This is a genomic window from Caulobacter sp. SSI4214, from assembly GCF_012184455.1.
GTDB classification, from domain to species: Bacteria; Pseudomonadota; Alphaproteobacteria; order Caulobacterales; family Caulobacteraceae; genus Caulobacter; species Caulobacter vibrioides_E.
This window is the reverse complement of sequence record NZ_SZWJ01000007.1, coordinates 23,638-37,350: the sequence shown is the minus strand read 5'-3', so window position 1 is coordinate 37,350 and position 13,713 is coordinate 23,638. Positions and strand designations below refer to the sequence as shown.

The 13,713-nt window shown below is 67.5% G+C and carries 14 protein-coding genes; 8 read left to right on the top strand and 6 right to left on the bottom strand.

Annotated features, from left to right (window positions below):
- Positions 1 to 85 precede the first annotated feature (85 nt).
- Both hslU and hslV read right to left on the bottom strand, forming a co-directional pair.
- Entirely contained in the window at positions 86 to 1,378 is a 1,293-nt protein-coding gene (hslU, locus tag FCU40_RS03545; RefSeq protein ID WP_168072964.1) for an ATP-dependent protease ATPase subunit HslU, read from the bottom strand.
- Positions 1,378 to 1,992, bottom strand: coding sequence for an ATP-dependent protease subunit HslV (gene hslV / locus FCU40_RS03540; RefSeq protein WP_165570579.1), 615 nt, complete (start codon positions 1,990 to 1,992; stop codon positions 1,378 to 1,380). Before hslV ends, hslU begins: the two co-directional genes overlap by 1 nt.
- A 5-nt stretch (positions 1,993 to 1,997) precedes the next feature.
- On the opposite strand from hslV, the gene moeB reads away from it, so the two are divergent.
- The 4 genes from moeB to FCU40_RS03520 all read left to right on the top strand — a co-directional run bounded on the left by moeB (position 1,998) and on the right by FCU40_RS03520 (position 5,752).
- Positions 1,998 to 2,735 (top strand): molybdopterin-synthase adenylyltransferase MoeB, encoded by a 738-nt coding sequence (gene moeB, locus FCU40_RS03535; protein ID WP_168072962.1) that lies wholly within the window; start codon positions 1,998 to 2,000, stop codon positions 2,733 to 2,735.
- A gap of 63 nt (positions 2,736 to 2,798) precedes the next feature.
- Positions 2,799 to 3,758: an alpha/beta fold hydrolase gene (locus FCU40_RS03530; RefSeq protein ID WP_168072960.1), complete on the top strand. Its 960-nt coding sequence runs from the start codon at positions 2,799 to 2,801 to the stop codon at positions 3,756 to 3,758.
- Between the two features lie 81 nt (positions 3,759 to 3,839).
- Entirely contained in the window at positions 3,840 to 5,357 is a 1,518-nt protein-coding gene (locus FCU40_RS03525; protein WP_168072958.1) for an acetyl-CoA hydrolase/transferase family protein, read from the top strand.
- Positions 5,354 to 5,752 (top strand): group II truncated hemoglobin, encoded by a 399-nt coding sequence (locus tag FCU40_RS03520; RefSeq protein ID WP_168072956.1) that lies wholly within the window; start codon positions 5,354 to 5,356, stop codon positions 5,750 to 5,752. The genes FCU40_RS03525 and FCU40_RS03520 overlap by 4 nt, the downstream gene beginning before the upstream one ends.
- Before the next feature lie 12 nt (positions 5,753 to 5,764).
- On the opposite strand, the gene FCU40_RS03515 is transcribed toward FCU40_RS03520, so the two are convergent.
- Positions 5,765 to 6,751, bottom strand: coding sequence for a D-glycerate dehydrogenase (locus FCU40_RS03515; RefSeq protein ID WP_004617442.1), 987 nt, complete (start codon positions 6,749 to 6,751; stop codon positions 5,765 to 5,767).
- Positions 6,752 to 6,823: 72 nt separating this feature from the next.
- On the opposite strand from FCU40_RS03515, the gene FCU40_RS03510 reads away from it, so the two are divergent.
- The 4 genes from FCU40_RS03510 to FCU40_RS03495 all read left to right on the top strand — a co-directional run bounded on the left by FCU40_RS03510 (position 6,824) and on the right by FCU40_RS03495 (position 10,179).
- Positions 6,824 to 7,360 carry an SH3 domain-containing protein gene (locus FCU40_RS03510; RefSeq protein ID WP_004617440.1) on the top strand — a complete coding sequence of 179 codons (537 nt, stop codon included), beginning with the start codon at positions 6,824 to 6,826 and terminating at the stop codon, positions 7,358 to 7,360.
- Between the two features lie 80 nt (positions 7,361 to 7,440).
- Positions 7,441 to 7,953 (top strand): 3-hydroxyacyl-[acyl-carrier-protein] dehydratase FabA, encoded by a 513-nt coding sequence (gene fabA / locus FCU40_RS03505; protein WP_004617438.1) that lies wholly within the window; start codon positions 7,441 to 7,443, stop codon positions 7,951 to 7,953.
- A gap of 132 nt (positions 7,954 to 8,085) precedes the next feature.
- Positions 8,086 to 9,297, top strand: a complete 1,212-nt coding sequence (gene fabB / locus FCU40_RS03500; RefSeq protein WP_168072955.1) for a beta-ketoacyl-ACP synthase I — start codon at positions 8,086 to 8,088, stop codon at positions 9,295 to 9,297.
- Between the two features lie 66 nt (positions 9,298 to 9,363).
- Entirely contained in the window at positions 9,364 to 10,179 is an 816-nt protein-coding gene (locus tag FCU40_RS03495) for an enoyl-ACP reductase (RefSeq protein ID WP_168072953.1), read from the top strand.
- Between the two features lie 162 nt (positions 10,180 to 10,341).
- Here FCU40_RS03495 and FCU40_RS03490 read toward each other — a convergent pair whose 3' ends face one another.
- From FCU40_RS03490 to FCU40_RS03480, 3 genes are read right to left on the bottom strand one after another with little or no spacing between them, the layout of a single operon-like run.
- Positions 10,342 to 10,950: a TetR/AcrR family transcriptional regulator gene (locus tag FCU40_RS03490; RefSeq protein WP_004617431.1), complete on the bottom strand. Its 609-nt coding sequence runs from the start codon at positions 10,948 to 10,950 to the stop codon at positions 10,342 to 10,344.
- The gene (locus FCU40_RS03485) at positions 10,950 to 12,584 is read right to left on the bottom strand and encodes a DHA2 family efflux MFS transporter permease subunit (protein ID WP_168072951.1); all 1,635 of its coding nucleotides are present in this window, start codon (positions 12,582 to 12,584) and stop codon (positions 10,950 to 10,952) included. Before FCU40_RS03485 ends, FCU40_RS03490 begins: the two co-directional genes overlap by 1 nt.
- Before the next feature lie 12 nt (positions 12,585 to 12,596).
- A complete protein-coding gene (locus tag FCU40_RS03480; protein ID WP_168072949.1) occupies positions 12,597 to 13,700 on the bottom strand; it encodes an HlyD family secretion protein in 1,104 nt (367 codons plus the stop codon).
- Positions 13,701 to 13,713 lie beyond the last annotated feature (13 nt).

Here is a 13,713-nt window from a genome sequence, read left to right as displayed (position 1 = left end):
GATGGCCCGTCGACCGCTTTAACCCCTCATCCCCCCACGCCTGCGGCGCGGGTCCCGCCTTCTCCCCGAGGGAGAAGGTTTCCGTTTAAAGAATAAACCGGCTCAGATCCGCGTTCGCCGCCAGCGCCCCGACCCGCTCGGTCACATAGGCCTTGTCGATGGTCACGGTCTCGCCGCCCCGGTCGGCGGCGGTGAAGCTGATCTCCTCGACCACCTTTTCCATGATCGTCTGCAAGCGGCGGGCGCCGATGTTCTCGACCGAGGCGTTCACGGCCACGGCCGCGTCGGCCAGGGCGTCGATCGCCTCGTCGGTGAAGGCGAGCGCGACGTCCTCGGTCGCCATCAGCGCCTGATGCTGACGGATCAGGTTGGCTTCCGGCTCGGTCAGGATCCGGCGCATGTCGTCGCGGGAGAGACCTTTCAGCTCCACGCGGATTGGCAGGCGGCCCTGCAGTTCGGGCAGCAGGTCCGACGGCTTGGCCACGTGGAAGGCGCCCGAGGCGATGAACAGGATGTGGTCGGTCTTCACCGGCCCGTACTTGGTCGAGACGGTCGTGCCCTCGATCAGTGGCAAGAGGTCCCGCTGCACGCCTTCGCGCGAGACGTCCGCGCCCGAGCGTTGCGAGGAGCTGGCGACCTTGTCGATCTCGTCCAGGAAGACGATGCCGTGGTTCTCGGCCAGCTCCAGGGCTTCCTGCGTCAGGGCCTCCTGGTCCAGCAGCTTGTCGCTTTCCTCGGCGATCAGCGGAGTCCAGGCGGCCGAGACGGTGGTCTTGTGGGTCTTGGTGCGTCCGCCGCCCAGCGACTTCATCATGTCTGACAGGTTGAACACCGCCGCGCCCGGCTGGCCCGGAATCTCGAAGGTCTGGCCGCCGCTGTCGGCCAACTGCAGCTCGATTTCCTTGTCGTCCAGCTCGCCGGCGCGGATCTTCTTGCGGAAGGCCTCGCGGGCGGCGGTCGAGCCGGGGCCGGTGAGCGCGTCGAGGATCCGCTCCTCGGCGGCGGCCTCGGCCTTGGCGCGGACGGAGGCCCGGCGCTTGTCGCGGACCATGGCCAGCGCGCTTTCGACGAGGTCGCGGACGATCTGGTCGACGTCGCGGCCGACATAGCCGACCTCGGTGAACTTGGTGGCCTCGACTTTCAGGAATGGAGCCTGGGCGAGCTTGGCTAGACGACGAGCGATCTCGGTCTTGCCGACGCCGGTCGGACCGATCAGCAGAATGTTCTTCGGCGTCACCTCGTCGCGCAGGTCGGCCGGTACGCGGCGGCGGCGCCAGCGGTTGCGCAAAGCCACGGCGACAGCCTTCTTGGCCTCGGCGTGGCCGACGATGTAGCGGTCCAGCTCGGAGACGATCTCGCGGGGCGAAAACTCGGTCATTACAGGCTTTCGACGGTCAGGTTGCCGTTGGTGTAGACGCAGATCTCGGCGGCGATGCCCATCGCCTTGCGGGCGATCTGCTCGGCCGAAAGATCCTGATCGATCAAGGCCTTGCCCGCCGCCAGGGCGTAGTTGCCGCCCGAGCCGATGGCCGCCACCGCGTTTCCGTCGCCGCTCTCGCCCGGTTCCAGCACGTCGCCGACGCCGGTGACGGTGTAGATGGCGGTCTTGTCGGCGACCAGCAGCATGGCCTCCAGCCGACGCAGGTAGCGGTCGGTGCGCCAGTCCTTGGCCAGGTCGACGCAGGCCCGGGCCAGTTGGTCGGGATACTGCTCCAGTTTAGCTTCCAAACGCTCGATGAGCGTGAAGGCGTCGGCCGTGGCGCCGGCGAACCCCGCCACCACCTTGCCGCCGGCCAGACGACGGACCTTGCGGGCGTTGCCCTTGACGACGGTCTGGCCCATGGAGACCTGTCCGTCGCCGGCGATCACGGTCTGACCGTTCTTGCGCACCGCCAGAATGGTCGTGCCGTGCCAGTCGGGAAAAGAGCTGGCGGGGAAGGAAGTCGAACTTTGCATGGCTTCGCATGTGGCGAGGCCGGGTCGGAGGGTCAAGCGCCATGAGTTTTTCGGAAAGCGAAGTCGAGCGCTACGCCCGCCATCTGGTGCTGCGCGAGGTCGGCGGTCCAGGTCAGCAGAAACTGAAGGCCGCCAGGGTTCTGGTGGTCGGGGCGGGGGGGCTCGGCGCGCCGGCGTCGCTCTATCTGGCCGCGGCGGGGGTCGGGACCATCGGCCTCGTCGATCCCGACGCGGTGTCGCTGTCAAACCTGCAGCGCCAGGTGTTGTACGCGACCGGCGACGTCGGCCGGCCCAAGGTCGAGGCGGCGGTCGACCGGCTGGAGGCGCTGAACCCCCATGTCCGGGTCGAGCCCCATCCGGTATGGTTCGACGCCGCCAACGCCGACGAGCTCGTGGCGCGGTATGACCTCGTCCTGGACGGCACCGACGATTTCGCCACCCGCTTCGCCGTCAGCGATGCGTGTGTCGCGCGAGGAAAGCCGCTGGTCAGTGGAGCCTTGGGCCGTTGGGCCGGCCAGGTCGGTGTGTTCCACGGCAAGCCCTGTTATCGCTGCCTGGTGCCGCAGGTTCCGCCCGACGCCGAGACCTGCGCCTTGGTCGGTGTGGTCGGCGCCTTGGCCGGGATCATCGGGTCGATGATGGCGCTGGAGACCGTCAAGCTGATCACCGGCGCGGGCGAGCCCTTGTCGGGCAAGCTTCTGATCCATGACGCCCTTTCCGCCGAGAGCCGGACCGTCCGGATCGGCGCCGATCCGCATTGTCCTTCGTGCGCGGCTTGACGATCGCGAAAGAACGGCGTTCGTTGACGTCTGACAGCGATGTCCAGATCGCGGGGAGGCGAGATGAGGGCGCTGGCCAGGGGACTGATCACCACGCTTCTGCTGATCGCCGGGCTGGCGGCGGCGGGATGGCTGTTGCTGCGCCGTCCGGACATTCCCTATGCGACGCTCGAAGCGCGGTATGGCTACGCGGATTCCCGCTACATGGACCTGCCGGGCGGGGTGCGGGCGCACTACCGGGACCTGGGGCCGCGCGACGCGCCGGCGCTGGTGCTGGTCCACGGCTTCGCCGCCTCGACGCACGCCTGGGACGCCTGGGCCGATAAGCTGTCCAAAACCTATCGGGTGGTGGTGCTCGATCTGCCTGGTCACGGCCTGACCCGAACCTCCGAAGGCTACGCGGTGGGGCGGGACGGCTTCGAGACGGTGGTCGACCAGTTGACCCGGCGGCTGGGCCTGGAGCGCTTTACCCTCGGCGGCAACTCGATGGGCGGCGCCGTGGCCTGGGCCTACGCCGTTGACCATCCGGACCGGGTGCGCCGCCTGATCCTGGTCGACGCGGCGGGGTGGCCAAGGACCGACAAGGGCGGGGCCATGGTCTTTCGAGTCCTGGGCAATCCGGTCGGCCGTCGGGTGATGCGCGATCTCGACATCCGGCCCTTGATCACCCAGGGGCTGCGCGCGGCCTATGTCGATCCCAAGCTGGTGACGCCGGCCTTGGTCGACCGATATGTCGAACTGTCCCGCGCGCCGGGCCATCGCGACATCATGATGGGTCTGCAGGCTGGACCCCGGCGCGAGGCGACCGCCTCGGCGCTGGCGGCGATCCACGCGCCTACCCTGGTGATGTTCGGCGAGGACGACCGGCTGATCCCCGCCGCCGATGGCGAGAAGTTCCGTCAGGCCATACCCGGCGCCACCCTCATCCTCTATCCGAGGGTCGGCCATGTGCCGATGGAGCAGATTCCGGACCGCTCGCGCGCCGATCTGGAGACCTGGCTGGCGGCCCATCCGGCTTCTTGACGGCGGCTCCGCGTTTCTACGGATCAAGACAAGAGACCTTGGACGGTCTAGGTCGCCTCGTTCTCAGAGGGAGGCGTCGAGATGAGTGGTTCGCGGATCGGACTGGAGGCCCTGAAGGCCAAGGTAATGCCGGCCGAGGCCGCCGCCGCCCTGATCGCCCCGGGCGAGACGGTGGGCATGAGCGGCTTCACCGGCTCGGGCTATCCCAAGGCCGCGCCGATGGCCCTGGCGCGCCGGATCGAGGCCGCGCACGCGGCGGGCGACCCCTTCCGTCTGCGGGTCTGGACCGGCGCCTCGACCGGGCCGGAATTGGACGGCGCGCTGGCCAAGGCCGACGGCATAGAGTTCCGACTGCCCTACAATTCCGACCCCATCGCGCGCGAGAAGATCAATCGCGGCGAGATGGACTATTTCGACATGCACCTCAGCCAAGTCGCGCCGATGGCCTGGCAAGGCTTCCTGGGGCCGTTGGACACGGCCATCATCGAGGTCAGCGGCGTCCGGCCCGACGGCTCCCTGATCCCGTCGTCGTCCGTGGGAAACAACAAGACCTGGATCGACCGCGCCTCGAAGGTGATCCTCGAGGTGAACCGTTGGCAGAACCCGGCGCTGGAAGGGATGCATGACATCTACTACGGCACGGCCCTGCCGCCGAGCCGCGTACCGATCCCGCTGGTCCGCCCCGACGACCGCATCGGCGAGGCCTATTTCCGCTGCGATCCGGACAAGGTCGTGGCGGTGGTCGAGACCGACGCGCCCGATCGCAATCTGCCGTTCGACGCCCCGGGCGAGGACCACCGCGCCATCGCCGGCCATCTGCTGGAATTCTTCCGCCACGAGGTCGCGCGCGGTCGTCTGCCGGCCAGTCTGCTGCCCTTGCAGTCGGGCGTCGGCAACATCGCCAATGCCGTGATGGCGGGCCTGGTCGACGGGCCGTTCGAGGGCATGACCGCCTATACCGAGGTGCTGCAGGACGGGATGCTGGACCTGATGGAGTCGGGCAAGCTGCTGACCGCCTCGGCCACCGCCTTCTCGCTGAGCCCCGAAGCGGCGGCGACCCTGAACGCCGACATGGCGCGCTTCCGCGATCGCCTGGTCCTGCGGCCGCAGGAGATCAGCAACCATCCTGAGTTGATCCGGCGGCTGGGCTGCATCGCCATGAACGGCATGATCGAGGCCGATATCCACGGGGCGGTGAACTCCACCCACCTGATGGGCTCGCGCATCCAGAACGGGATCGGCGGCAGCGGGGACTTCGCCCGCAACGCCTATGTCTCGATCTTTATGGCCCCTTCGGTCGCCAAGGGCGGCAAGATCTCGACGATCGTGCCCAAGACCCCGCACGTCGATCACATCAACCAGGACGTCCAGATCCTGGTCACCGAACAGGGCCTGGCCGACCTGCGCGGGCTCTCGCCCCGCCAGCGGGCCGAGGTCATCATCGAGAACTGCTCGCACCCGGACTACCGGCCCGCCCTGAAGGACTACCTGATCCGCGCCCGGCGCGACTCGTATGGCCAGCAGTCCCCGACCCTCCTGGCCGAGGCCTTCGCCTGGCATCAGCGGTTCATCGAGACCGGCGACATGCGGCCCCGATGAGCGACGTGGAAACTCAGGCGGACGAGACGCCGTTCGACCAGATCGGCGGCTCGGCCCGCGTGCAGGCGGTGGTCGAGGCCTTCTATGACCTAATGGACGTGGATCCGGCCTATGCGCGCCTCAGGTCCATCCATGCGCTGGACCTGGCCCCGATGCGCGCTTCGTTGGCGGGGTTTCTGACCGGTTGGCTGGGCGGGCCGCGCGACTGGTTCGCCGCGCGGCCGGGGGTCTGCATGATGTCGCTGCACCGGGCGATGCCGATCGACGCGGAGTTGGCGCGGCAGTGGACCGACGCGATGGGCCGCGCCCTCGAGCGGGCCGGCGTCGGATCCGAGATGGCCGAGGCCCTGCGCGAGGTCTTCGGTCGGATGGCCGCGGGAATGCGGACACGCTGAGGGCTCAAGCCCTCAGAGCATCGCCGGGATCACCCGGTCCGGCGGCCGGTGGCCGTCCATGAAGGTCTTCACATTGACGATGACCTTCTCGCCCATGTCGACGCGGCCCTCGACCGTCGCCGAGCCCATGTGCGGCAGCAGGACCACGTTGGGCAGTTTCAGGAGCTTCGGGTTGATGGCCGGCTCGTGTTCGTACACGTCCAGGCCCGCGCCGGCGATCTCGCCCTTGGCCAGCATATTGGCCAGCGCCCCTTCGTCGATCACCTCGCCGCGCGCGGTGTTGACCAGGATGGCGTGCGGTCGCAGCAGCTTCAGCCGGCGGGCCGACAGCAGGTGATAGGTGGCCGGAGTGTGCGGGCAGTTGACCGACACGAAGTCCATCCGGGCCAGCATCTGGTCGAGGCTTTCCCAATAGGTGCAGCCCAGTTCCTCGGCGATGCGCGGGCTGACGGGCTTGCGGTTATGGTAGTGGACCTGCATCCCGAAGGCCTTGGCGCGGCGAGCCACGGCCTGGCCGATGCGGCCCATGCCGATGATGCCCAGGCGCTTGCCCCACAGGCGGCGACCCAGCATCCAGGTTGGCGCCCAGCCCTGGAAGCCGCCGGCCTTGACGACCTCGGCGCCTTCGACGATCCGGCGCGAGGCGGCCATGATCAGGGTCATGGTCAGGTCGGCGGTGTCCTCGGTGAGAACCCCCGGCGTATTGGTGACGATGATGCCGCGCGCATTGGCCGTGGCGACGTCGATATTGTCGACCCCGGCCCCGAAATTCGCGATCAGCTTGAGCCGGTCGCCGGATCGCGACAGAAGGCGCGAGTCGATACGATCGGTGATCGTCGGCACCAGAACGTCGGCGCGGCTCATCGCGTCGACGAGTTCATCGGCCGTCAAGGGTTTGTCGGAAACGTTCAGTTCCGTGTCGAACAATTCGCACATCCGCGTCTCCACCGGATCGGGGAGTTTGCGGGTGACGATGACTTTGAGCTTGCGGGCGGCCATGGGCGGTTTGAAAAGCTCTCACTGACGGGCGTTCAAAAGCTGTAGCAAAGGGGCCCGAGGGGGCCAAGCAACATGCCGTCGAATTTGAAACATCGTTCGTTCCAGGCCGCTTTCGGCGCGCTTCTGACGGGTTTCGTCGTGCTGGGCGTCGGTCCGGCCCGGGCGGACGGCCCCAAGATCACCCCGTCGGGGCTCGAGGTGCCGCGTTACGTTTCGTTGAAGTACGACCAGGTCAACGCCCGAAACGGTCCGGACGAGGCGCATCAACTTCTGTGGATCTACCACGCCAAGGGGATGCCGGTTCAGGTGGTGGCCGAAACGCGCGAATGGCGGCGGGTTTGCGATCCCGAGGGCGGCCTGGCCTGGGTGCACAAGCGCACGACCGACGGCCGTCGCACGGCGATGCGGGTTCAGCCCACGACCCTGCCCCTGCTGGGATCGCCCAAGGAGGGCGCCAAGGTGACCGCCTATCTGAAGGGGCGCGCGGTGGCGGCGCTCGACAAGTGCGACAAGGGCTGGTGCAAGCTGCGGGCCGACGGCGCCGCCGGCTGGGCCAAGGAAAGCGACATTTGGGGCGCCGACCCGGCCGTCCAGTGCCACAAGAATTAGGCGAGATCCCGCCTGCTCGCGAAACGGGGACGACAGGGAAACGTTGAGGCCCGACCCGACCCCGTGCTAGGGCGTGCCTCATGCAGAAGAACGCCTACACCTACGAAGAACTTCTGGCCTGCGGCCGAGGCGAGCTGTTTGGTCCCGGAAACGCCCAGTTGCCGGCGCCGCCGATGCTGATGTTCGACCGGATCGTCCGGATCGAGTCCGAGGGCGGCAAGTACGGCAAGGGCTATGTCGAGGCCGAGTTCGATATCAACCCGGACCTGTGGTTCTTCGATTGCCACTTCATCGGCGATCCGGTCATGCCCGGCTGCCTGGGCCTGGACGCCATGTGGCAGCTGGTCGGCTTCTTCCTCGGCTGGTCGGGCGCGCCCGGCCGCGGCCGCGCCCTGGGCGTCGGCGAGGTCAAGTTCACTGGCCAGGTCACGCCGGCCGTGAAGAAGGTTGTCTACAAGATCGACCTGAAACGGGTCATCCTGCGCAAACTCGTCATGGGAATCGGCGAAGGCGTGATGGAAGCCGACGGCAAGGTGATCTACGAAACCAAGGACCTGAAGGTCGGATTGTTCACGCCCGAACAGATGGGTTGATCCGTTAGACGAGACCGGTCGTTCCTTAGAGCGTGGCAGCCGAAGATGGATATCCGTTTCGGCGACCGCCGCGCCCCGAGGATCGAAAGAACCGGCCCCTGACGGATGGAAGGGGAGAAGAGGATTTAAGATATGCGACGCGTCGTCGTCACCGGACTGGGTATCGTCTCGTCCATCGGCAACAACGCCGACGAGGTTCTGGCTTCGCTGCGCGAGGCCAAGTCCGGCGTGGTCGCCGCTCCGGAATATGCCGAGTTGGGCTTCCGCTGCCAGGTTCACGCCGCGCCCCAAATCGCGTGGGAGTCGATGGTCGACCGTCGCGCGTCGCGCTTCCTGGCGCCGGGCACGGCCTACGCCCACATCGCCATGGAACAGGCGATCGCCGACTCTGGGCTGTCGGAGGCCGAGATTTCCCATGAACGCACTGGCCTGATCGTCGGCTCTGGCGGTCCCTCGACCCGCGTCATCGTCGAGGCCGCCGCCACGACCCGCGAGAAGGGCCCCAAGCGGATCGGACCGTTCGCCGTGCCCAAGGCCATGAGCTCGGGACCTTCGGCGGTGCTGTCGACCTGGTTCAAGATCCGCGGGATCAACTATTCGATCAGCTCGGCCTGCGCGACCAGCGCCCACTGCATCGGCGCGGGCGCCGAGCAGATCCAGATGGGCAAGCAGGACATCATCTTCGCCGGCGGCTGCGAGGAGCTGGATTGGACCCTGTCGAACCTGTTCGACGCCATGGGCGCGATGAGCAGCAACTTCAACGACCGCCCGGCGGTGGCCAGCCGCGCCTATGACAAGGCGCGGGACGGCTTCGTGATCGCCGGCGGCGCCGGGATCGTGGTGTTGGAAGAGTACGAACACGCCAAGGCGCGCGGGGCCAAGATCTACGGCGAATTGGTCGGCTACGCCGCCAATTCCGACGGCTACGACATGGTCGCGCCGTCCGGCGAGGGCGCGGCGCGCTGCATGAAGCTGGCCATGGCCGACGCGGGCAACCGGACCATCGACTATCTGAACCCGCACGGCACCTCGACGCCGGTCGGCGACAGCAAGGAGATGGGCGCGGTGCGCGAGGTGTTCGGCGACAAGCCGCCGATGATCTCCTCGACCAAGTCCCTGACCGGCCACAGCCTGGGCGCGGCCGGGGCGCAGGAGGCCATCTACTCGATCCTGATGCTCGACAACGGCTTCGCGGCCGAAAGCGCCCATATCGAGGAGCTGGACCCCGAGTTCGCCGACCTGCCGATCCTGCGTCAGCGCGTCGACAAGCCGCTGGAAACGGTGATGTCCAATAGCTTCGGCTTCGGCGGCACCAACGGGACCCTGATCTTCAGCAAGGTCTGACGGGTTTCGCCAGCACGCCCGCCCTGCTATTCGGCGGACAACGATTTTCCAAAGAGGGCCCGACACATGGCCGACGATTACGCGTTCCCCAAGGGCGAGCTGATGCGGGGCAAGAAGGGCCTCGTCATGGGCGTGGCCAACCACAACTCGATCGCCTGGGGCATCGCCAGCCAGCTGGCCGCCCAAGGCGCCGAGATGGCCTTCACCTATCAGGGCGAAGAGCTGGAGCGTCGCGTGCGCCCGCTGGCCGAGAGCATCGGCGTCAAGACGATGATCCCGGCCGACGTCACCGACGACGCCTCGATGGACGCGGCCTTCGCCGAGATCGAGAAGGTCTTCGGGACCCTCGACTTCGTCGTTCACTCGGTCGCCTTCGCCAACAAGAACGAACTGAAGGGTTCGTTCGTGGACAACACCACCCGCGAAGGCTTCCTGCTGGCCATGAACATCTCGGCCTTCAGCTTCGTGGACATCGCCAAGCGCGCCTCCAAGCTGATGCCGAACGGCGGTTCGCTGATCACCATGACCTATCTGGGGTCGGAGCGGACCATCCCGAACTACAACACCATGGGCGTGGCCAAGGCGGCCCTGGAGGCCTCGACCCGCTATATCGCTCGCGACCTGGGACCCAAGGGCATCCGCGCCAACGCCATCTCGGCCGGCGCCATGCGCACCCTGGCCCTGGCCGGCATCTCGGGCGGCCGCGGCATGATCGCTCAGGGCCGCGCGTTCTCGGCGATGAAGGAAGACACCTCCATGGAGGGCGTCGCCGGTTGCGCCCTGTGGCTGGTCTCGGATCTTGGCAAGTCGACCACGGGCGAAGTCGTCCACGTCGACGCCGGCTTCCACATGATGGGGATGCCCGAGCCGGACGAGGCGTAAGCCTTCGGGACCGAAGCCTCGTCCTGAGCTTGCCTAGAGCCTTATCCGCTCGAATGGAATCATTCGAGCGGATAAGGCTCTAAATCAAACATTTAGAGCGTGATAATCGCCGAAACCGCTCACACTTTCGGCTATCACGCTCTAAGGACGAGGGCCGCTCGGCTACGGCGCATAGGCCTTCATGAAACGGGCGGCCGCCTCCTTCGCGAGGCGGCCGTACTCTTCCTGGGTCTTTTCGGAAGGCAGCCGCAGCAGCGACCGTAGCTGGCTGTGGCCCATGACCATGCCGGAAAAGAACTCGGCGGCCTGGTCGAAGTCTTCGACCTTCAGGCGGCCCAGCTCGGTCTCGGTCTTCAGGAACGCGGCCAGTTGGCGCCGGGCGCTGAGGGGACCGGCTTCATAGACCTCCTTGGCCACGTCGGGGAGTTCGCCCGAGCCCAGGATAATCACGCGCATCATCGAATAGCGCTTGGTGGTGATCACCGTCTCCAGCACCGAGCGGGCATAGGCCTCGAGCGCCTCGGCCGGATTTTCGACCGCGCCAGGCTCGCGGAGCGGTGCGGTGATCGCTTCCACGCGCCGTTGCATCAGAGCCCGCATCAATTCGGCCTTGGAGCCGTAGTGATTATAGACCGTCTGCTTGGAGACCCCGGCGCGGCGGGCGATCGCCTCCATCGGCGCGGCCAGGCCTCGCTCTCCGATCACCTCGACGGCGGCGTCGAGGATGGCCTCGGTCTTGGCCTGATCGATCTGTCCCGGAACGCGCGGCATCAGTGGGCGTCCGAAGGGGGCGGAGGGGCGTTCTTGACCGGCGCGGCCAGCAGCGACACGCCGGCCGCGATGAAGCAGCCGATGGCCAGCACAGTGAAGCTGTCGCCGAACGCCAGCACCGTCGCTTGCTGTTGCAGCATCCCCCCGATCGCCTTGCGCGCCGCGCCGCTCGGATCGGCGACGCCTAGCTGCGTCATCCGCTCGCCGAGGCCCGCCATCATGCCCGCCGCGGCGCCGCCCTGGGTCAGCTTGGAGGTCAGGTCGTTGTAGTACAGCGCGGTCTGCTGCGTGATCGAGGTCGCCAGCAAGGCCAGGCCGATGGCGCCGCCGGTGTTGCGCGACAGGTTCACCAGGCCCGACGCGTTCTTGATCATCTGGGGGGGCAGGGTGCTCATGGTGATCTGTTGGGTGGCGATCATGGCGATCATCACGCCGACGCCCCGGCACGCCTGGACGCCCGCGAATTCCCAGAAACCCCAGTCCTTGGTCACGGCATGGGCCATGTACATGCCAAAGCCGGCCAGCGCGAAACCGATGCACATCGGCGCGCGGGGGTCCATCTTGCGCACCAGGCGGCCGGCCAGCGGGCCGGTGGCGAACATCGACAGGCCCGAGACGATCATCGTCGTGCCAACCTCCGACGCGGAATAGTGGCGCACCCGGCCCAGAAACTGCGGCAGAAGGAAGGTGCCGCCGAACAGGCTGGCGCCCGAGACGGCGGTCATCATCACGCCGACGGTGAAGTTGCGGTTGGCGAAGGCCCGCAGCTCGACGATCGGATTTTTGTAGGTCAGCTGGCGCCAGATGAAGGTCACCCCGCCCAGAACCGCCACCACGGTCAGCCATAGGATGCCGGCGTCGTCGAACCAGTCGTCCTTGGCGCCTTCCTCAAGCACGTACTGCATGCTCATCAGGAAAATCGCCATGACGATCAGGCCAAACCAGTCGAAACCCTTGGCCAGGCTGGGATCGCCCTTGTCGAAATCGCCCCAGCGGGCCACGCCGAACAGCACGAGGAGGCCAGTCGGCACGTTGATGAAGAACAGCCAGCGCCAACTCAGCGCCTCGGTCAGATGGCCGCCCAGGGTGGGGCCGACGGTCGGGGCCAGGGTAACGATCAGCCCCATGATCACGCTGGCGGTCACCCGCCGTTCGGGCGGGAAGGCGGTGAAGGCGGTGGCGAACACTGTCGGGATCATCGCGCCGCCAATGAAGCCCTGCAAAGCGCGGGTCAGGATCATCATGTCGATCGATGAGCTGAGGCCCGTCAGCACGCTCATGACGATGAAGCCCAGGCACGAGGCCAGATAGAGCCTCTGGGTGCCCCATAGCCGCGAAAGGTACCCCGACAGCGGGATCATCACGACCTCGGGGATCAGATAGGCGGTCTGGATCCAGCTGACCTGATCGGTGCTTGCGCCGACGCCGGCCTGGATCTGGGGCAGCGAGGCCGCGACGATCTGGATGTCCAGGATGGCCATGAACTGGCCGATGACCATGGCTCCGAAGCCAAGGAACAGCTTGGTCCAGTTCACCTGGGCCGGAGCGCTCGCCGCGCCGGCCGGCCGGACGGGAGCGGATCGCGTCGGCGGCCCGCTCGGCGCGCCGTCAGCGGGGGGAGCGGCGTCCGTCATGGCCCGTCCGCCTTAGCGGTCCACGCCCTGGCGGGCGACGCGCGGGGCGATCTGGCCGGCCTCGGCGAACGAGGGGCCCGAGCGGTCGCGGACGTCGACCTTGACCTCGACCGACAGCCCCGGGCGCAACGCCGCGCCCAACTGGCCGCGGTCGACGACGATCTTGACCGGCAGGCGCTGGGTGATCTTGGTAAAGTTGCCGACCGCGTTCTCGACCGGGATCAGCGCGAACTCCTGGCCGGTGGCCGGGGCGAAGCTGTCGACCTTGCCGACGATCTTCTGTTTGCCGAAGGCGTCGGCCTTCAACTCAACGCGCTGGCCGACGCGGATCCGGGCGACCTGGGTCTCCTTGAAGTTGGCCACGACATAGGCCTGGCCCAGCGGCACAACCGACATCAGCGCGACGCCGGGCTGAACCAGCTGGCCCGGGCGGACCGAGCGCGCGCCGACAACCCCGGCGACCGGAGCCTTGATCACGGTGCGCTCGAGATCGAGCTTGGCGGCCTCGACGGCGGCATGGGCGGCGGCGGCCTGAGCCACGGCCTGGGCCTTGGCCGAGCCAAGCGACTGGGCGGCCCGTTTTTCGGCCTCCAGCGCGGCCTGGGCGCTGGAGACGCCGGCGGCGGACTGGGTCGCGGCCGCGCGCGTGGTCTGGACCTTCTGCTGCGAAACCCAGCCCTGCCGGGCCAGGGCGTCGTAGCGGTCGAGATCTGCCTTTGCGCGTCCGGCGTCGGCCTGGGCGCTCGTCACGCCGGCGACCCGCTGGGCGATCATCGCCTGTTCCAAATTGCTCTTGTCGTCGATGGCGCGGACGGCCGCGTCGGCGGCGCCGGCGTTGGCGATGGCCTGGTCGACACGGGCCTGGAAGGTCGACGGATCAATCTTGGCCAACACCTGGCCGGGCTCGACCCGCTGGTTGTCGGCGACCAGAACCTCGGCCACGTAACCGCTGACCTGGGGGCTGACCTGGACGGTGTCGGCCTCGACGAAGGCGTTGTCGGTGCTTTCGTAGTGCTGCTTGTCGAGGAACCACAGGGTTCCGCCCGTGGCCACGGCGATGACCGCGACGCCGCCCGCGAGCATCGGAACCAGCTTCTTCCTGTCTGACGCCGCCATGATCCGACCCCCT